We start from the raw sequence: 18,053 nt of genomic DNA on the forward strand, positions 1-18,053 counted from the left end.
GCGGATTTCCTTCGTGCGAGTGGGAAAGGGGACCGACCGCCATGCTCAGCGCCCCTTCGGCTTGGTGGCTGGGCTCGCCGTCAACCCGACGATCCCGGTGAATTTCGATAGCCCCCGCACCCCGACATCGACGCGGACGCCTCCCAGCATCTTCGCGGCGAGATAGAGATTGCGGGCAAGATTGGGCGCGTGGTCCGTGCCGATCGCGACGGGAATGGTCCTGTTGGAGTCCGATTTCGGGCGGACCCAGGCTACCGGATGGCCGACCCAAGGCAGCCCCAGCCTGCCGGATCGAATCATCGCATCCTGCGATGAGATGACCCGAACCTGCCACCCATAACGTCGTCCAAGCGCATTGAGCTTCGACCAAAGGTCGGCACAGGGAAGGCATCCTGACGCAGTGCTCATCTCGACCAGCAATGCCGGTGCCGATCCCGTCAGCGTTGGGCCGAAATCAGGCGGCCAGTCCCTGGTCACGGGAACGCGTGCCAGCCAGTCGCGCATCGCCGCTTCGCTCGTGACCGGATGGATTGCCGCGCGCATCGCCTGTTCGCGCGTCACGGTCTGGGCGCGGAGGGGAGACGCAATGGCCGAAGCCGAAAGGAGCAGGAGGAAGATCGCCGGGCGCGTCATGGCGTTGGTTCCACGCGCACATCGACCATATCGCCGCCGATCACCCGCGGGTCGGTGGCCGATACCGGGCCGTTGGCGAGCGCGTCGAAGAAACCGTCCTCCTCGCCTGCGCCGGTCAGGAACTGCTCGGGCCTGATATCGCCCGCGAGGAGACGCACGGCCTGATACGCCAACTGCGCGAGATTGGGGTAAGCTTCGACCCCGGATGCGATGACCATGCGCTGCTGGCTGTTGCGGCGGATCACCATCGTGGTCGGCGTGACCTCGACGCCGAAGCGCTGGCCGATTTCGGGTTTCCGATCGAGGTCGATCATCGTGACCTGCCAGCCCATCTCGTCCTGGAAACGCTGGACGATCGGCCATTGGACGCGGCAATACCCACAGGTCGAGCGCGAGAACATGACGAGCGCGAATTCGTTCGCGTGGGTGCGCAAATATTGGCGCCGCACATCGTCCTTATAGGCAACAAGCTGGTCGCGCGCGTCGCCGACCATCGGGTTGGCGGATTTCGAATTGAGCTCGGGATGCTGAAGCATGGCGATCTGCGTGACGCCGGCAAAGGCGCGCGCCTTTCGCCGCGCGAAGTCCTGCAAGCGCCAGAAGTCGGCGACCGCATCCACCGTCAGCATGGTCGCGGCATAATCGCGTTGCGCCTCGATCAGCTTGCGGATCTTCGGCGGCGTCCACGTCGCCAGTTCCTTCATCGGCGGGATGACCGGTTTTTCCAGACGGTCCTCGGCATCCGCCTGTTCCACCGGCGGTGGCGGCGCCTGATACCACCAATAGCCGGTGCGCGTGCCGTCCGGGGTTTGCGCATGGGCTGGTGCCGCCATCATGAGAATGGCGACGCAGGCGATGCCCCACGGCCGGCTCACAGCACCTTCTCCATACGCGAAAGGCGATCGATCGGGACCGGGCCGTAATAGCGGCTGTCGAACCCGCTCGCATGGGATGACCCGACATAGATCGTACCGGGGAGGATACGGCCGTTGGCCGGGTGCCAATGCTCCAGCGGCTGGCCGTTATGACCGAACGGCTTGCTGACGCCCAGGAGTCGACCCTCGCAGAAATACCAGCCGTCCCATTTACCGGGCGACATCGAGGGCTTCTCGATCATCGAAATGCGCTCGCCGGGGAAGCACAGCGCATATTTGGTGACGTCGACGGGCTTTGGGCCGGCGAGCGGGTGCGAGAGGGTGAACGAGACAAGATCGCCGCGCAGGATCGGGCCGGACGCGTGACGTACCAGATGGGCATCGATCGACGGGCTCATGACGATGGTCACTTGCGGGATCGCCCAGAGCGTCAGCACGCCGATCGGCAACACGATGCCATAGGCTTTCCAAAGCTGATCCGGTCGTGGCGGCTGGCCGAGCCCGGAACTGCCAAGCGCGACCGCAGCCCTGAGCGGCAGGTCCTTCAATCCGGTCCAGCCGTTCCTAGCGGCGTTGAAGGCGAGCTTCAGCATCACGCACCTCCTTGCCCCCGCCGATGCGGGCATATTCTTCGAGCAGGCCGGAAAGCGCCGCGTCGCCGTAAACGACATGGGCAGCGCGCGGACTCTCATCCTCGCGCTCGCAATAGGGCTGGGTCGGATCGCCGGGCACCATCGCCAACGCGGGAACGCGGGTGACAGCATGCTGGCGGAAGATCAGCGGATCGACGATCACGTGCACGTTGCGCATCGCGCATGCAGGACCCTCGCATCCGGGATCGAGGCGGAGCATTTCGGCCGACAGCTTCGCCATCGGTCCGATCCGTGTGAGGCCGCCCGGAACGCCGCGGAAGGCGAGCACCCCGTTCACCCGTTCGAGTTGCCCCGCATAGGTCCGCAGTGTCGACACCGGCATGGAGGAAGATACGAACAGGACCGGCACCCATCCCTTCGCGGCAGGGGCCGCGGCGATGCCGGCGACCGCTCGCATGTCGGGCGCTTCCAGTCCGAACGCCTGCCCAAGCCGGTGCGCCATCGCTTCGCGCTCGGCGGCTATAGCCTCCTGGCCCTTCTCGACAGCCTGCCGTGCGCGCGCGTCCATCGCCGGCGCCGCCGCGTGCCGGCGTAAGCCATCAAATGCGCGCCGGTGCATCTCCGGGGACGGCTCGGGCAGGGGCGAGGGGCGAGAGGCGCCGGCTTCGCTCTTTCGCGCGGCCGTTGCCGCCTTCAGCCGATCGAGCGCCGCGCCGCCTTCGCGTTCGATGCGATCGCGCGCATTCGAGGGCTGGCCGCCCGTCTCCTGTGCGCGGAGGCCAGGAGCGGAGGCGGCGAGCAGAGCGAACGCGATGGCGCCGCGCAGCTTATGGTTTGATGACCCGCATATAGGCATCGACCTTGTCCTTCATATCGATTTGGATGTCGGATTGGGCGCGGACCTCGATGTCCGAATAATATTCGGAGAGGTCCATTTTCGAGAAATCGAGCGCCTGGAACTCTTCCGGGGTGAACCCCCGGCAAAAGGGCTTCTTTGGCGTGCCCCAGCCGACGCCATTGAATGACTTGAGCTGCGGGCGGCCTTGCTCCTGGATGATCCTCCCGAGTTTGGTATTGAAGCAGCATTGTCCTTTCGACTTTTGCACGCAGATGCCGAGGATCTTCGACGAACAGTAGCTGCCAACCTCGTGGCACATGCCCGACCCCTTGAGCATGCCGACTTCCATGTCCTGCTGTTCACAACCGGACAGGAGGAAATCCACCATGAAGTTGATGGCGAGACTGATCGCGAGCGAGGTCGGATCGATGCCGGCGATGAAGGCGCCGGCGCCGGCATTCGCCGCCTGGCCTGCCGTGGCTCCCGCCTTGAACGCGGTATAGGCCGTCTTCATCCCGGTGAGCACGCCCTTCGCCACGGCGATCTTGGTGCCGACCGACGAGATCGACGAGCCCATCCCATCCTTCACGATCTTCCCCTTGTCCTTGCAGCAATTGGAGAAGGTGGTGAGCAGGCCCGCCGGGCGGCAGCGCATCGCCCGGCCCGAGAAAATCTCGACATTGCCGATGCACGCGCCGGTTTCGTCAACCGCGCCATCGGCGGGAACGCCCGGATCGTCGACGACGGGCTCATCCTCGATCGGCGCGACGGCGGGGTCGGTGCAGGCGTTCGGCGAACAGGTCGGCGCGCCGCCTGTCGCGGGGGTCTTGCACGCGTAGCTAGCGCCGAGCGGACAGGCATAGCCCGCCACCGCATCGCCCGTGCAGGGGACCGCCTGGATCGGGCACAGCCAGCTCGCGTCGGCGGCGAGCATGCAACTGGCGGTCTCGCCCGGGTCGCTCGCGTCACCATTGCCGTTGAGATCGGCCGCGCAGAGCGACTGCGCGTGGACGGGCGCAGCGGTGATCGCGAGCGCAGTTGCCGCGCTCCAGGCGAGATTCCGCAGGCGCGGAGAATGGGTGAGGGAGCGGACCATCAGCGGGCCTCCGAGGTGCAGACCATATCCGCACCGCCGAGCCGGACGGTCTGCATCATCACGACCGCTTCGGGGAAATCATCCAGGCAACCGCAGGCCGAGACCAGTTCCTCGCCATCGCCCAATGGGCAATGGTTGTCGGCCGTGCAGGCGTGATAGAAGGTGTCATAGCCGACCGGCACATTCTGCTTCGCGCCGACGACCCCATTGACCGCGACCGCGCTGTTTGCCGCGGGCGCGCGGGTCTTGCAGATCGCCTCGCAGGCGGGGACCGAACCACGATCGGGCAGGCTGAAGGGGCGGCTCGGTGTTGAAACGCCGCCATCGGGTGTCCGGATGCGATCGGACAGCAAGGTCTCGGTCGAGTGATCGATGATCCACGCCCCGCGGCTGAGGTCCGGCTCGGGCAAAGCGCCCGTGTCGATCGCGCAGCGATATTGCCGTTTCCTCTCGAACCACGGCCGGGTGAGGTTGAGCGAGCAGCCGCCGTTCTCGAACAGCCGCGTCTGCGGTAGCGGCGACAGCCCCGTGGCAACGCCGCTGCGGAAGGTCACTACGCCATCGACGGTCTCATCCTGGAGGCGACAGTTCGCATCGGCGGCATAGCCGGCGCAGAGATCGGCGATCGTCTCGGTCGGATTGCAGCTCGTGTCGACGCTCGCCTGAACCAGCGCATAGGCTTCGCCGCCGGTTGCCACGGCGACACGCATCCAGATTTCGTGGTCGCCCCTGGTCAGCCAGGGTTTGAGATCGAGGTTCGGATTGGCGCGGAAGGTCGCCTTCTGCTCGCATTTCCCTGGCGGGAGCGCCATGCCGGCCCATGGTTGCGGGCCGGACGCCACTAGCTCGCCATCAATCCGAACCTGGGCCCAATCGTCGGCGAACCAGCTTGCGAGGCGGACGTCCAGCAAGCGATCGGGATCGCTGACATGCAACGTCATCCGGAAGTCGAAGATGCTGCATGAGCCGCCGCTGAGGCTGTTGTCCGTCGGCGAGCCCATCGCAAAGCCGATGCTGCCGGGACCATAGACATAGGTCGCGTAACCGCCGGCCGCGCGAGCAATCACATCCTCCGGCTTCACCGCATTGAGCGACAGGTCGCGGGTGACCGCGCACGACCGGATCTGTTCGGCTTTCCCTATACCGGCGGGGGAGGCCTTGAGGGCCTGGAAGATGCTGTTCGATGCAGCCGCGATCGTCGCATCGCCCTGGATCGCGGTCGGGTTGGCGCGATAGGCGGATTGGGGAAGGGTCGGGTTGCTGGAACAGGCAGTGCTCTGCGCGCCGGTATAGCGGATGACCGGTCCATCGATCACCGCTTGCGCGACGCCAATGCGAGGATCGGCGGTGGTGAGCGCGCCGATCACGCCGCCGCCCAGATCCTTGAGGACTGAGGCCATGTTGCCCCAGACGAGGTTCGAGCCGCAGCTATTATTGATGCAATAGCAGCCGGCCAGGTCGGTGAGCCCGACCTCCGTGAGCTTGAGATCGCCGGTGCCTGAAACGTCCCATTTATAGGGATGGCACTGGTTCCACGTTCCGGGCTGACAGGCGATGACGCCGTTCACGCAGATGCCGGAGACCGGGGCGGGGAGCGTGAGGGTCTGGTCGACCGTCCCATCCAGATCCTTGTCGCGGCTGATCCGCAGCGTGCCGATGTCGCCGCTCGCCGCCGGCTGCGCGATCAGTTCGAGCAAGGTCGAAGTCTTCTGGCAGGCGATGTTGGGATTGAAGCTCTTGCTGCTGTCGATCGTCGCGATCGGCTCGCTCGCGAGTCCCGGCGTCACATAGTTTCGCTGGAGCGCTTCGCTGTCCGAGGTCTTCGCGCGCGACGCGGCGGCGGCCGCGCGGGCGCGATCCTCAACGGTCTGCGCCGTCGCCAAAGCGGGAACGAGCGCGGACACGACCATCAAGGAGACGCGGAAGCCTTTCATGCCTGCCTCGCCCGCGCGCCGCGCGATCCGCAACGGAACCGGAATACGTCTCCCGCCCGGAACGCGGTGGAACCGGGCGACAGTATCGAGAAGACGGCCTGTCGTTCGAAGGTGGTCAGCGCGGCCACGACCGGAGGCCTGGCGATAGGGACGGATGCAGGCCCCGGAAGGGGGACCGCGACCGCGCTGACCGGGGGAAGGGCAGCGGCGGCGGGAGGCTCCGCCGCTGCCCCGGCCGCGCGCACGACCGACCGCCCTTCGGCCGCATGGCGAACGGACCGGCAGGGTTGAGGGCTTTGCGCGCGGTTTGGGGTGAGGGACCTGCTCATGGCGTCGAGACCCCGGCGCAGCAGATCACCTTTTCAAACAACATGAACTGGGCATTGTCTCGGCCCGGTGCATGCTTGGCCGATGACCAGAGCGCACCGGGACGGCCGATGTTGACGCACTTGCCGCCCTTCACGGGCTCCATGATCTGAAGCTTGTAGCGGCTCTTGGTCCAGATCGGTTGGGGCTTGAACGAACAGCCGTCGGACGAGCTGATGGTGAGAGCCCCCAATCGCCCCATCATGAAGGTCGAACGGGCGGCGAGCCCTGCCCAGGCTTCGACGCTGTCGTCGAAATGGATGTCGCCGGCGACCGGATAGGTCGCGCCCCAGGAGCCCATGCACCAGAACAGCGGATCGATGACCTTGCCCGCCGCTGCCGCCGCACTGTCCGCCATGCAGGCGAGACCAGCGGCGGGATTGCCGAACAGGATTCCTTCGGGCTGGATGATCGCGCCCAGCGTCCCCGACTGCCAGGTCGGCAGCACCTCGGTGATCATGGCGACGTCGAACCCGTCATCCTCGATGCAGGGCAGGTCCGTGAACATGTCCAGCATCTTCCAGACCGGGCTGATATAATAGTGCGCCTGCGCGAACATCTTGCGCGTGTTGGTGCCGTCCGAAATAGACGATTGACTGCCCTGCAGCTTGCCGCCGGTCGGAAGAAGGTCGACGCCGAGCGCCATCATGCACCCCGGTTCGGTGACGACATCGACCATGCGGTTGGGCGACCAGAAGCTGACCTTGACCCCGAACCAGAAGGTGGCGCCTTTGCGGCAGGCGCACAGCGGCTTCGATGCGGATTGCGCGTCCAGCTCCTTGTCGAGCTTGTCGAAGCTGCCGATCCGCACGCCGCCGATCGTGATCGGGAAGATGCAGTTCCAGCGGACCTTGGTGATCGGGTTGAAGATCGTGCCGGCCTCGCATTTCGATGCATGGGCCGGTGCGGCCGGCAACAGGACCGCGAGCGCAAGCGCCGCCGCGCCCGCGCGCAGGGATGAGGCAACGCGTTTCATGGCCTGGTCTTTCGCGGCGTGGCGGGCTCGGGAGGAATTTCCGTCAGTTCGAGACGCTGCCCGACCTGCCGGACGATCACCGGGGCAACGGTCAAGCCGAGGCGCTCCTTCATCCGCTCTTCGAGGATGAACAGCGCACGCCCGGACTTCTCGCTCAGCGACAGCGCGTCGTCGGCCGGATCGCCGCCGCCGGTCAGGATGATCCAGTCGGACGCGGAGGCGGCCCGGGTCGCCCAGCCCAGATCGCGGGGATGGACGATGAACAGCCGCTGCGGCAGCGAGACATAGGTGAGCGGATTGAACGCGAAGCCCTTGGGATAGAGGATCTTCCCGTCAGGCAGCCGGATTTCCTGCTCCAGCGTGTAGAATGGCACGACCGAGCGGACGCGCTGCTGCTGCGTGACGCCGAGCGTCGCGCCGCGTAGCGCGCTCCATTTCGACCGGGGACCGAACCGCGATGCGATGTTCGCTGGTTGACGCGCGGCGCGCGCCTCGATCTCGGCCATCGCGTCGGGCTCGGCGATCGGCCAGGTCCGCCCGATCGTCGAAGTGTCGGCGTGCGCCGGAAATGCGGCGACAAGAGCGGTAGCGGCGAGAAAGCCCCGCATGGCACCGGGAGATACGCGATCAGCGGCCATTGCGGCGTCTCCAGTGGTAATCGGATCCAGGCTGCGAAGTCTCGCCCAGCACGGCGCAGATGAAGGCCGAGACGCCGGGAACGAGCGTCAGCCAGATGACCATCTGGCTCGCCCCGAGATCTGGCGCCCCCCGAAGAACGAGCGTGGACTGAACGAGAAGGAGGAGATGCGTGCCCACCAGCAGGCGGATCGACGACTGGCAGGGTTGGCGCGAGAAGATGCCGTTCATTGGCGCCTCCGGAACCGGATACGCTGAACCAGCCGCTCCGCGGCCGGCGCAATGCTGAAGGCGATCGCGCCACCCGCCAGCGCGGCGATACCGATCACGCCGGCAATGACAGGAGCGGGAACGACGCTGCGAGCGCCGCAAAGTTCGACCACGATGCAGGTCATCGTGGAGCTTGCCGCTTCGGCGAGCGCGATCGCCGCGACGCTGCGCCGCCAGCGTCCGCGCTCGCGTCCTAGCGTCGCAAGGTAGCCGTCGCGAACCGACGCGAGCAGGATGACCCGATCGGTCAGTTCCGACTGGCACCGGACCAGATAGTCGTGAAGTGTTTCGTCGGGCTTGCGCTCGACATGGGTGAGGCGGTCGTGGTTGCCCGCATGCAGCAGGTCGTGGATCATCCCTTCCTCCCGAATTTTACGAGGAGACGGCTCGTGGCCCAGGTCAGGCCGATCAGCATCAGCCCGGTCAGGAAGCAGCCGGCGCCGACCATCGCCGCCCCGCGGAGCACCAGCCCGGCGGGCTGTCCGAGCGCGAACCCGGAGGCGAGCACGAGCAGGGAGATCATCGCGGTCTCGATCAGAACGAGCCGGAAGCGCCAGCGCATCGCTTCGGCTTCGGCGCGTTGGGCCACGCGCGCTTCGAAGGCCCGCGCAAGATCGAGGTTCGTGTCGTTCGAAAGCTGTAGCGGCAACTGGCGAGGGGATGAGTGACGGCGCATCATGACTGTGCACTCCATTGGCGAGCGGGTCCCGGATCGGCCGCGGCCGAGCCTCCGAGAATTTCGGCGGGATCGACGCCGGCCAGCTCGCAGATTGCTTCGAGCGGCGATCGTCCGGCGCGCACCAGCGCGTCGAATGCGGCGACGTCCTCGGGCGCGGAGGTGTTGATCCAGTAGCTGAACGGATCGACGACAAGCCGGGCGATGCCGAGCCCGAGCGGGCTGTCGATGAAGACCTCGCTATAGTTCGGCTTGTTGTTGCGGACCGATTTCAGCAGGTCGAGGACGAACCCGGAATAATCGAGGATCTTGTTCTCGACCGCTTTGTCGTAGGTCGAGCCCTGTAACAGGAAACGCGTCGCGGCATTTTCAAGAATGACCTGACCAGTGCCGCCGAACAGCAGCAGATCGTTCATGCTCTGGAGAATGATGCCGAAGCTGCCGCGATACTTGCGGGCGCGGCGATAGCCCTGACTGATTGCTTCGGCGAGGCGGGACAGGTCCTGCCCTTCGTTCCGGGTCATGAACTGCGCTGATTCGTCGCACAGCACGAAGCGCGGGCGGTCGCGGGCCGAGAGGTAAAGCTCCTGCGTCACCGCGTTGACCACGACCATCACGACGACATTGAACAGGTCGGGCATGGACTTGAGGCGCTCGAGTTCCAGCACGACGAATTCGTCGCTCGAGATGTCGAAGGTGGAAGGGCCGTTGAAATAATGGCCGTAGGCGCCGGCCGAGCCGAAATCGCGCAGGTTGAAGGCCAGTTCGCGCGCGGTCGGGATCAGATGCTCCACCCGATCGAGGTCGGAGCGCGTGTGCGCCGGATAGACGCCGAGCCATTCGCGCACGGCGTCGATCCCCATTTCCCCGCGCCCGCTCTCGATCGCCCATTGCACGGCCGATTTGAGCAGGTTCCATTCCGAGGTGGTGACGGCCTTGCGGTTCGCGGCATTCGCCATCTCGGCCACGATCGCGACGGCCATCGAGATGGCGGATTCGCGATCGTCGCCATCGAGCGCGAACCCGAGGTCGAACGGATTGAGCACGAGATGCTCTTCGCCGAGATCGATATAGCGCCCGGAGCAAAGCGTGCAGAGCTTGCGGTAGGAGCCGCCGATATCGATGATCCGGATGAGCGCGTTCTGCGCGAAATATTGCTGGCACAGGTTGTTGAGCAGGAAGCTCTTGCCCGCGCCGCTCTCGGCCGAGACGATGAAATTGTAGTTGTTGATGCGCGGGTCGAAGAGGTCGAGCGTGATGAGCTGGCCCTTGCGGCCGGTGTAGAGCAGGGCAGGGCGGCCACCACCGCGGAAGTCGGTCTGGATCGGAGCCATCAGGACGCCGGCGCGCGCGGGAACCCGAAAGTCGCGCTGGAGCATCCGTAGCGTGCGGCGATCGGGATAGAGGCCGAACGGCAGGCTCGCGGCGAGAAGGATCGGATTGAGGTAGCTTTCCTCCTGCACCATCCATGGCAGGGGCTCGCTCTCCCAGAGCCGCTTCGCGCGCGCCGCCATCTCGCGGGCCTGGGCGCGGGTCTCCCCGAACACCCACAAGGTCGGCGTCACGGAGAGGAACCGGCTGTTGCCGATCTCATCCAGAACCCACCCGATCTCCTCGATCTGCTTGCCGACCTCGACGGCAAAGCTGCCCGCCGCCTTTTGCGCCGAGAGGATCTGCGCCCGCTTGTGGATTTCGAACGCGCTATGGTCGAACAGAACGTTCAGCGTGAACAGGAACGGCCCGCCGATCTGGTCGCTGTCCTCCGAGCTGCCGCGTATCCCGCCGGTCAGGCGATTGCCGCGCTCGGCGGTGATCCGGCGCGGCGGCGACTTCGGCGTCAGGCACCGGGCGACCTGCTCGCCCAGAAAAACCTCCGGCCCCGCAAATTCGAACGCCGGCCCCGCGTCGATGATCTGCTTGCGCACCGGGACCGCGCGATCGTGCTGGCCCTGCGAGAAGACGCCGGGCGCGTGTGCGAAGACGCCATTGAAGATCCGGCGATAGAAGGAGACGACCTCGCCCGGTTCGAGGCGGCGGATGCCGAGCTTCGCGAGCTGCTCCTCGATCTGGCGCTTGAGGTCATTGTCCATCGGCTGCCGGGTCTTCACCGACAGGAAGGTTCGGAAATCGCGAACCGGAATGCCGTGCAGCGCCTTCAGGCCCGCCGTTCCGGCGCGCATATAGTCGGCGGTGCGCCTCGCCGAAGCCTGGATCAGCGGGTCGGGACGAGTCTTCAGGTCGAGGAAGGCGTCAAGCGCATCATCGATCACCGGGTCCGCGAAGCTATGAAGCTGGAGAACCGTGCCTTCGGGGAAATGGATGTTGAGCAGTCCGAGCAGTGCTTCATGGACGTGCGCGAACATATACGCGGACGGCACCAGCTCCCAGGCATAGCCCCAGCCATCGTCGATCGTCAGGAACGCCTGCTCCTCCTCGACCCATGCGACGAGCGGGAGGAAATCCGAATAGCTGTCGCGCGAGACGCTCTGGCGCAGCCGCGCCAGCGTCATTCCATCGCGCTGGTCGACGAGCGCGCTCACGGGCGATCGTCCCGGTCGGCCGGGCGTTCCCGCGTCTGGTCGAGGATCGGCACATTGGCCGAGGAGGCTTGCGGCGCGACGAGATAGTCACCGACCACCCATTGCGGCCGTTCAAGGATCGAGAAGACATAGCGCTGCATGTAGAGCCGGTCGGGGCGATGCTGGTCCGCATAGGGCAGGATCAGCGTGCGGACCGTCCGGGGCGGTTTCAGCATCGGCGTCGCCGGCTGCTCGATCAGCCCCTGGAGCTCGCGATAGACGCTCTCCCGATACCCGGCATAGGCTGACCCAGAGGTTTGGCGTCCCGATCGATTGCCCCCGGCGGCAGGGTTCGGCGCATTGCGCAACAGCGCCTTGTCGCGCGTGACGCCGGGGTCGGATCGCGATGCCGCGCCGGCGACGGCGTCGCTATAGGCCTTCTCCGGGTGGATGCACTGACCATGGTCGCTGTTCTTGCACGAGAACTTCTCGCTATACGGTGACATGATCGAGCCGATGGTGGCGCAGCCACCCAGCGCCGCGACGGTCGGCAGCGCGAGCCCCAGAATGACGGCGCGTGGCATGCGCCGGCAGGCATTCATGGTCATGGACGGATTTCCCCTGAAAAAGTCGAGCGGGCGCATCAGAATTTCACTCCGGCGGTCGGCTTGATTTCGAGGGTCACGCCCTCCTGGATCACCACGACGACATCCTTCGCGGCGCCGACCTCGACGATCGGCCCCGCTTGACGGGCAAGATCCAAATAGAAATCGGTGAGCTTCTCCGACGAGCGCGAGAGGCCGCCGGCGATGCCGGCCTTGGCGGCGTCGCCCGCGTCGAGCGTTCGGACCGATCCCAGCGCCGAGGTCGACACCTCACCTGTGGTCGTCTCGACCGTCTGCGCGATGCCGCTGATCGTGCCGGCGATGAAGGAGCGGGCGAGGGCCGCGCCCGCGCGCGTGACCACCTTGCCGCTCAGACCCTTCTTCCCGTCGACGTCAACGAAGAAGCCCTTGATCGGCTGGTCGACCACCGAGCGCTCGTCGAAATCCACGCACGACAGCGACACGAGCTGGACCTCGACCCGCTCTTTCGCCAGGCTCCCGGTGGCGTTGCCGATGACGAAGCAGCCGGCGAGGTTCGCCTTCACGTCATTGGGGAGCAAGGCCGGGGCCTGTACGCGGGCGATCAACGGCTCCGGGTTCGAGGTCGCGTCGCGGCTCGCGAGCGCGTCGATCCCCGTCAGCAGCCGGGCCTTCATGAAACCAGGCGGCAAATAAATCGTGCGATTCTTTTTTTTGGTGCTGCCCGGCTTGTCGCCGGTCGCCGTCGCGCCGGTTGCCGCACCGATAGCGCCCACCGTCTTTTCGACCGGGGGTGCAGGGGGCGCGGGCGGCGCGGAGGGGATGGCGGGCGGCTCGGGCACCTTGGCGGCGGCGTCGCCTGTGGCGGGTGGGTCCGGGAAGGTGGGGACGCTGCCGGGAAGCGCGGGCGGCAGGTCGGTGCCGTCGGCCTTCGCCCCGCCGGGAACGATCTTGCCCTCCTCGATCGCCGTCACCCGGTCGCCGAGCAATGTCTGGCCGTCGAGGATCTTCTTGAGGTCGCCGCGCAGCTTCACCTCCAGGCTGTCGCCGCGCAGGCCTGCACCCATTTCCAGTTTCGAGGCCGGGGTGGCTGCCGGTTTCTCGGCCTTGTCGCCGCTGGCAACATACAGGCCGGCACCAAGGAGCCCGACGACGCTCACGACACCCGCTTGTTTCAGCCGCAGTTGCTGCCGCGCCGTGAGCATGGCCCAACGGGCGCGCCAGTCGAGCAGCGCCGGACCACGGCCATTGAGTGTGTCTTCGGCGTCTGCCTTGGCCTGCGCCGCGAGATGGGCGCGATAGCTGCCCGGCTTCGCATCGCTATTCGTCCGGATGGGTTCGTCGGCGTCGTTCATTGGACCGCCCCCCTGCGAACGACGACAAGGCGTGCGGTCTCGCCGGCTTTGAGCACGCTCCGGTCGAGCGTGACCGCGAAGATGTTCGCGCCGAGGCTCGCGACGAGGAAGGTTCGCTCGTCGAGCGTCGCGTCGGCGCCGACCGTCACCAGATATTCGGAGGCCGACAGGCCCGCGCCCTCGATTTCAACGCGGCGACGTTCCTCGATGCTGGCGCCCGGCAAGGCGGGGAGGGCGAGCTTGCCGGCCGCCGGTGCTACCGGCGTGAAGCTCGCGGGAATCCGGTCCTGGAGCATCGAGAGCGTGACGGAGACCGCGCGCTCCTCCTCCACCAGCGGTCCGAGCAGGTCTTCGTTCGCGCGGGCGCGCTGCGCGCCGCCCGGCTGGAGCGTGACCGTTTGCGCGGGAATGTCCGACGGCTCGGCGTAAAGCGAATAGACCGCGCCGTTGCACGAGACGAAGAACTCCGAGGGGACCGTGACGAACGAGCGGGTGACGGCGCCCGCGTCGTCGGTCTCCTTCACCAGGAACTTGATCCAGGCATCTGACCCGGCGCGCTCGACGGCGATGCCCTTCTCGGTCGAGAATTTCACGTCGTCGATCTCGCCGCCGACGCACACGACATGGTTGATGTCGCGGTTCGAGAGCCGGATAGTGCTGGTCTGGTCGGGAAGGGCGGTGATGCTCTGCGCCATCGCCGGCAATGGCGTCGCGGTGAGCGCCAGCGTCACCAGCAGCCGCCTAGCGGGGGTCTGCATCGAAATTCTCCTCGGTGAGGGCGGTGAGCCAGAAGCGGCCGTGCTCGATCGCGTAGCGAATGTGCAGGTTGCCGCGGAACTTGCGGACCACGCCGCCGATCACGCGGATCTTCTCGATCGGGGCGACGATCTCGCGGTCGGTCCAGGTGACGGGCTGGTCGGGGCGGATATAGCTCGCGATGGACAGGGTCGGATTGCCGGCCAGCTCGTCGAGCAGCTTGTTCAGGCCGTCCCGCATCGCATTATAGGCGCTGGGATGCGCGATCCGCAGCAATTCCTCGAACTGACGATCGGCGGAATAGGCGGAATAGGTCCCGGCCAGCGACACGATGTTGAAGGTGATCGCGCGGAGATAGACTTCGGACGGCTTGTTGCCGGTGACATAGAGGTCACCGCTCGCGCCGAACGGCACAACAACCGTGCGCTGGTTCTGGTTCGAGGTATACATCACCGTGCCGAGCACCGTCGTCACGCCGAACAGGCCGACGATCGCGATCTTCAGAAGGCGATTTTCCTCGAAGAGATTGCTCGATCCCTGGAGGTATCGATGAATCCCGAAGCTGGCGGGTTTTCCCAGCAGCGGATCGGCGGGCGGGCGGGACCGGCGGCGGAACATGACCGGTATCATTCGTAGAACCGGGTCTGCGTCGGACCCGGATAATGGCGGAATGAGACGAGACCCCAGCGCCAGGCCAGGTGCGGAATGAAGCCGCGTGGCTTTGTACGCAGCCAGGGCACGAAAAGGAGAAGGCCCGCGACCAGCGCCCAACCGAGCATCCCGCCGAGAATGATGGCGACGAAGATCGTCGTGACCACCAGCACGAACTCGTCCGATGCAAACCACAGGATCTGCACGGGCTTATGCAAATATTGGGGCAATCGCTCGTCCACGAGCCTTCTCCTCTTGCTTCAAGACCGTCCCGCGAAGCTGGTTGACTTGAACGGGACGGGGGTGCCGGGCACCTGTGCGCCCGGACCTGGGTGCGTTCCGGCGGTGCCTCGTCGTCGGCCTCGCCGGAGCGATGGCTTCAGATCACCATGCCGAAGGTCTGGAGGATGGTATCCGACTTGATCAGGCAGACCGCCGCCACGATCGTGGGGATGCCGACCATCACGTTCGAGAACAGCCGCGACACGCCGAACAGGAACGCGGCGACACCACCGACGAACCCGAGCGGCCCCTTGACGCCCTTGTTCACCACGATGTCGTAGATATCGTAGCCAAGATCGCCGGTCGCAGGGGCGGTGAAGGCGTGCGCGCTCCCACTGGCGAGCGCGAGAACGGCCAAAGGGAGGCCGACACTGGCGACCGGGACGATCCGGCTGCCGAGCTTCTTCAACATAGTCTTGCTCCATGCATATTGGGCCGTCCGCGAACTTGCCTGCCGGCATCGACCGTGATCGCTGTCGGCCGACGGCATGGCTGGACGGCCCGTGGGGGCCATGGCCGCCGGCATTCCGGTCCGCGGCGCGCCATGACCCGCTTCTCGCAGGCTCGAGCGCGCGCCAGCGGCCGCCATGAATGGGGGGATGGGATGCTCAGCGCGGGCCATCGGCCTTCGCCTTGCTGCTTGAGAGGAAGGCTTCGAGCTCCGCTTGCTGAAATCCGGAGATCAGCTTTCCGTCCGCGATGATCGTCGGTGTGCCCGAGACACCCATGCGAGCGACAGCCTCGGCGTTGCTGTGAACCCTGGCGGCGCCTTCGGGACAGGTCAGCAGGTGTTGCGGCGCGGCCCCGGCGTAGATCGCCTTGAAGGCCGCGGCTTTATCCGGCGAGCAGAGGATGTGCTCCGCCTTGGCGGCAGCTTCGGGGTGGATGCCGCTGACGAAAAAGATCAGGCGCCGGACCTGCTTTCCTTCGGCAGCTTTCGCGGCCCAGAACCGGTCGAGCGCGCGGCAGAATGGGCAGTCTGGATCCGTGAACTCGATCACGCTGGGCGCGTTGGCGGGGCCAATAATCAGCGCCTTGCTCGTGTCGAGCCCGTCCACTTTCCGGCGCGCTGCGGCATCCTGCGCGAGAGCGGTGAGGTTCAGGCCATTGCGATCATAGACGGCCGCGAACAGGAGGTGCTCGCTTTCCGGCGCATAGTATATGATCCGGCCGCCCGCGGTCGCCTGATAGACAGGTCCCTTGACGGGCGATGGCCCGAAGTCCTCGAAATGGAGGTTGGTGAAGGTCTGGAGGAGCTGCTGCTGCGCATCCTGCACCGCCTGATCCAGGACCGGGTCGGTGGTGTTCTGCGCCGAGGCGGAACCGGTGACCATCGCAAGCGCCGCGGCGGCAAGAACGTGCTTACCGGCGCGCATCGACGTGCCCCTTGTCGCAGCAGTCGCCGATGAGCGCCGCATCGAGATGGAGGTTTGCGCCAAGGCGGATCAGGTCCGGCGCCGGCCGGTTCATCATCTCCTCGATGCGCCGGTTCATGATGACGAAGCCGTCTGGAGTTTCTATGACGTGACGCGGATCGGGTTGCGCCGGCGCGACGGGCTGGACACGGGCCTGGGAGGGAGCCGCGATGGCCCCTGTCGCCAGGGCGAGCGCGATCGCGTCGGGAATCAGCTTGTTCATGCAAAGCTCCCTGTTCCGACGCCGAGACGCCGGACTTCATGATGGTGGTGTCAGGAGCGGACGGTACGATTCGAACCGCCGCGCCGGATACCCCCTCTGCATGAAAGCAAAAGAGTCAGTGCGCAACGCGAGTAGGAAGTTAACTTCCGGTATCGCGCAATAACGTCAGAAAGTGGTCAATTTTGTTGGAGTGCCGCTATTTGCGGCGTCTTTCGCAGTAAAATGACATCCATGCACGTCTGTCGCGAGCAACGCGACGTTTAGATAGATCTGCTGCCGATTCCGTGCGAATATGATAAATATAAGGGTGTCATATCTATTTGGTATTTACTGACTAATTTGGCGGCGTCTCGACTTGTGATCCAGTACTTGGCATCACTATAATCAGCCGGGCGATAGTGGCGAAACTGTTCTCCAGGGGGACAACCGTATGTCACGCCTTGACCGCCTAGCTCCTGCCGACCTTTCAGGATTACGCTTCATCAAAAAGGTGTCGGGTGAAATGATCCGGGATGAGCGCCGCCGCAGGCATATCACCCAGGATGAGTTCGCCCGCGCGCTGAATATTAGCGGGCGCTGGATGCGTGAGATCGAAGCCGGCAACCCCGCTTCCAGACTCGACGACCATTTGCACGCTGCAATGCTCCTCCGGCTTCCGACAGCGCACATCTCGCTGGCGATCCTGTTCGTGGCGTCAGGGATGCCGGTGCCGCGACATATATTGCATGCGGACACCGGACATCTTGAACGCGAATGTGTGGACCTGATCGCATCCGGGTCGATCAAGTCGCTTACGAGCGAATTGACCCCGCATTGGTGGGCAGAGAGCAATGCCTGACGATCTTGGCGGACGCGCCGGCTCTCGGGAACGCGGGTCAACGGATGAGCGCTTTCTGGCGTATACTGACCTGGCGGCGCGCGGGATACCGTTCACTCGGCAGCACATATCGAGGTTGATAAAACAGGGACGCTTCCCTGCGCCGATCAAACTTGGCGCCGGAACAAACCGGTGGATCGCATCCGAGGTGGACGCGTGGTTTTCGCAACGGATTGCCGATCGAGAAGCCGATCTCGCGAGAAGGAGAGGTGAACGATAGGCGTTTCCACAATTGCTGGATCACCTCCTCGCCCTCTGCTCCGGAGGGCAGATAATACTATAGGTGCGTACCAGCCTCGTAAAGCAGGCCACATTTCTCGTTCTCGGATGTCGCCCGGAGGTAGTCCAGCCATAGCTGACATATATATGCAGGCGGTTGAAATCGGGCTTGTCTTAGGGGCCGGCACCGCCCGAATATGCGAGCCTCATACTCCTACCCCTTTTCGCGGCCCAATTCGCAACGCCCAAGATTCTCGTTACTGACCAAAATCCGAACCA

At 65.3% G+C, this 18,053-nt stretch carries 22 protein-coding genes; 2 read left to right on the top strand and 20 right to left on the bottom strand.

The features are described from left to right. Positions 1 to 45: 45 nt before the first annotated feature. From Q0316_RS13100 to Q0316_RS13195, 20 genes are all read right to left on the bottom strand, one after another. A complete protein-coding gene (locus Q0316_RS13100; protein WP_298673200.1) occupies positions 46 to 633 on the bottom strand; it encodes a hypothetical protein in 588 nt (195 codons plus the stop codon). After that, the gene (locus tag Q0316_RS13105; protein WP_298673931.1) at positions 630 to 1,469 is read right to left on the bottom strand and encodes a conjugal transfer protein TraF; all 840 of its coding nucleotides are present in this window, start codon (positions 1,467 to 1,469) and stop codon (positions 630 to 632) included. The genes Q0316_RS13100 and Q0316_RS13105 overlap by 4 nt, the downstream gene beginning before the upstream one ends. 35 nt (positions 1,470 to 1,504) lie before the next feature. Continuing rightward, positions 1,505 to 2,101 carry a peptidase gene (locus Q0316_RS13110; RefSeq protein WP_298673203.1) on the bottom strand — a complete coding sequence of 199 codons (597 nt, stop codon included), beginning with the start codon at positions 2,099 to 2,101 and terminating at the stop codon, positions 1,505 to 1,507. Then, a complete protein-coding gene (locus Q0316_RS13115) occupies positions 2,073 to 2,957 on the bottom strand; it encodes a type-F conjugative transfer system pilin assembly protein TrbC (protein ID WP_298673205.1) in 885 nt (294 codons plus the stop codon). Before Q0316_RS13115 ends, Q0316_RS13110 begins: the two co-directional genes overlap by 29 nt. Beyond that, positions 2,929 to 4,035 (bottom strand): conjugal transfer protein TraN, encoded by a 1,107-nt coding sequence (gene traN / locus Q0316_RS13120; RefSeq protein ID WP_298673207.1) that lies wholly within the window; start codon positions 4,033 to 4,035, stop codon positions 2,929 to 2,931. The genes Q0316_RS13115 and traN overlap by 29 nt, the downstream gene beginning before the upstream one ends. Next, positions 4,035 to 5,945: a hypothetical protein gene (locus Q0316_RS13125; RefSeq protein WP_298673934.1), complete on the bottom strand. Its 1,911-nt coding sequence runs from the start codon at positions 5,943 to 5,945 to the stop codon at positions 4,035 to 4,037. The genes traN and Q0316_RS13125 overlap by 1 nt, the downstream gene beginning before the upstream one ends. A 349-nt stretch (positions 5,946 to 6,294) precedes the next feature. Continuing rightward, on the bottom strand, positions 6,295 to 7,311 hold the full coding sequence (locus Q0316_RS13130; protein ID WP_298673210.1) for a TraU family protein: 1,017 nt from the start codon (positions 7,309 to 7,311) through the stop codon (positions 6,295 to 6,297). Further along, a complete protein-coding gene (locus tag Q0316_RS13135) occupies positions 7,308 to 7,919 on the bottom strand; it encodes a conjugal transfer protein TraW (protein ID WP_298673213.1) in 612 nt (203 codons plus the stop codon). The genes Q0316_RS13130 and Q0316_RS13135 overlap by 4 nt, the downstream gene beginning before the upstream one ends. A 19-nt stretch (positions 7,920 to 7,938) precedes the next feature. After that, complete coding sequence (locus Q0316_RS13140; protein ID WP_298673216.1) at positions 7,939 to 8,178, bottom strand: hypothetical protein; 240 nt, start codon at positions 8,176 to 8,178, stop codon at positions 7,939 to 7,941. After that, the gene (locus Q0316_RS13145) at positions 8,175 to 8,573 is read right to left on the bottom strand and encodes a hypothetical protein (RefSeq protein ID WP_298673219.1); all 399 of its coding nucleotides are present in this window, start codon (positions 8,571 to 8,573) and stop codon (positions 8,175 to 8,177) included. The genes Q0316_RS13140 and Q0316_RS13145 overlap by 4 nt, the downstream gene beginning before the upstream one ends. Further along, entirely contained in the window at positions 8,570 to 8,896 is a 327-nt protein-coding gene (locus Q0316_RS13150; protein WP_298673222.1) for a hypothetical protein, read from the bottom strand. The genes Q0316_RS13145 and Q0316_RS13150 overlap by 4 nt, the downstream gene beginning before the upstream one ends. Further along, positions 8,893 to 11,403, bottom strand: a complete 2,511-nt coding sequence (locus Q0316_RS13155) for a TraC family protein (RefSeq protein WP_298673937.1) — start codon at positions 11,401 to 11,403, stop codon at positions 8,893 to 8,895. The genes Q0316_RS13150 and Q0316_RS13155 overlap by 4 nt, the downstream gene beginning before the upstream one ends. 26 nt (positions 11,404 to 11,429) lie before the next feature. Then, positions 11,430 to 11,996 carry a TraV family lipoprotein gene (locus Q0316_RS13160; protein ID WP_298673939.1) on the bottom strand — a complete coding sequence of 189 codons (567 nt, stop codon included), beginning with the start codon at positions 11,994 to 11,996 and terminating at the stop codon, positions 11,430 to 11,432. A 59-nt stretch (positions 11,997 to 12,055) separates the two neighbouring features. Continuing rightward, positions 12,056 to 13,351 (bottom strand): TraB/VirB10 family protein, encoded by a 1,296-nt coding sequence (locus Q0316_RS13165; protein WP_298673224.1) that lies wholly within the window; start codon positions 13,349 to 13,351, stop codon positions 12,056 to 12,058. Continuing rightward, the gene (locus Q0316_RS13170) at positions 13,348 to 14,109 is read right to left on the bottom strand and encodes a type-F conjugative transfer system secretin TraK (protein ID WP_298673227.1); all 762 of its coding nucleotides are present in this window, start codon (positions 14,107 to 14,109) and stop codon (positions 13,348 to 13,350) included. The genes Q0316_RS13165 and Q0316_RS13170 overlap by 4 nt, the downstream gene beginning before the upstream one ends. Beyond that, positions 14,093 to 14,725 (bottom strand): TraE/TraK family type IV conjugative transfer system protein, encoded by a 633-nt coding sequence (locus Q0316_RS13175; RefSeq protein WP_298673230.1) that lies wholly within the window; start codon positions 14,723 to 14,725, stop codon positions 14,093 to 14,095. Before Q0316_RS13175 ends, Q0316_RS13170 begins: the two co-directional genes overlap by 17 nt. A gap of 8 nt (positions 14,726 to 14,733) precedes the next feature. Further along, positions 14,734 to 15,000 carry a type IV conjugative transfer system protein TraL gene (locus tag Q0316_RS13180; protein ID WP_298673233.1) on the bottom strand — a complete coding sequence of 89 codons (267 nt, stop codon included), beginning with the start codon at positions 14,998 to 15,000 and terminating at the stop codon, positions 14,734 to 14,736. 137 nt (positions 15,001 to 15,137) lie between these two features. Next, on the bottom strand, positions 15,138 to 15,452 hold the full coding sequence (locus tag Q0316_RS13185) for a hypothetical protein (protein WP_298673235.1): 315 nt from the start codon (positions 15,450 to 15,452) through the stop codon (positions 15,138 to 15,140). 196 nt (positions 15,453 to 15,648) lie between these two features. Beyond that, complete coding sequence (locus tag Q0316_RS13190; RefSeq protein WP_298673238.1) at positions 15,649 to 16,416, bottom strand: DsbC family protein; 768 nt, start codon at positions 16,414 to 16,416, stop codon at positions 15,649 to 15,651. Next, positions 16,403 to 16,678, bottom strand: coding sequence for a hypothetical protein (locus tag Q0316_RS13195; RefSeq protein WP_298673241.1), 276 nt, complete (start codon positions 16,676 to 16,678; stop codon positions 16,403 to 16,405). Before Q0316_RS13195 ends, Q0316_RS13190 begins: the two co-directional genes overlap by 14 nt. A gap of 430 nt (positions 16,679 to 17,108) precedes the next feature. Here Q0316_RS13195 and Q0316_RS13200 point away from each other — a divergent pair, with 430 nt between their 5' ends. Together Q0316_RS13200 and Q0316_RS13205 are read left to right on the top strand one after the other, a co-directional pair. Beyond that, positions 17,109 to 17,516 (top strand): transcriptional regulator, encoded by a 408-nt coding sequence (locus tag Q0316_RS13200; RefSeq protein WP_298673244.1) that lies wholly within the window; start codon positions 17,109 to 17,111, stop codon positions 17,514 to 17,516. Next, positions 17,509 to 17,775 (top strand): AlpA family transcriptional regulator, encoded by a 267-nt coding sequence (locus Q0316_RS13205; RefSeq protein ID WP_298673247.1) that lies wholly within the window; start codon positions 17,509 to 17,511, stop codon positions 17,773 to 17,775. Before Q0316_RS13200 ends, Q0316_RS13205 begins: the two co-directional genes overlap by 8 nt. Positions 17,776 to 18,053: the final 278 nt, after the last annotated feature.

Origin of the sequence: uncultured Sphingomonas sp. (genome assembly GCF_937871615.1) — a bacterium.
GTDB lineage: Bacteria > Pseudomonadota > Alphaproteobacteria > Sphingomonadales > Sphingomonadaceae > Sphingomonas.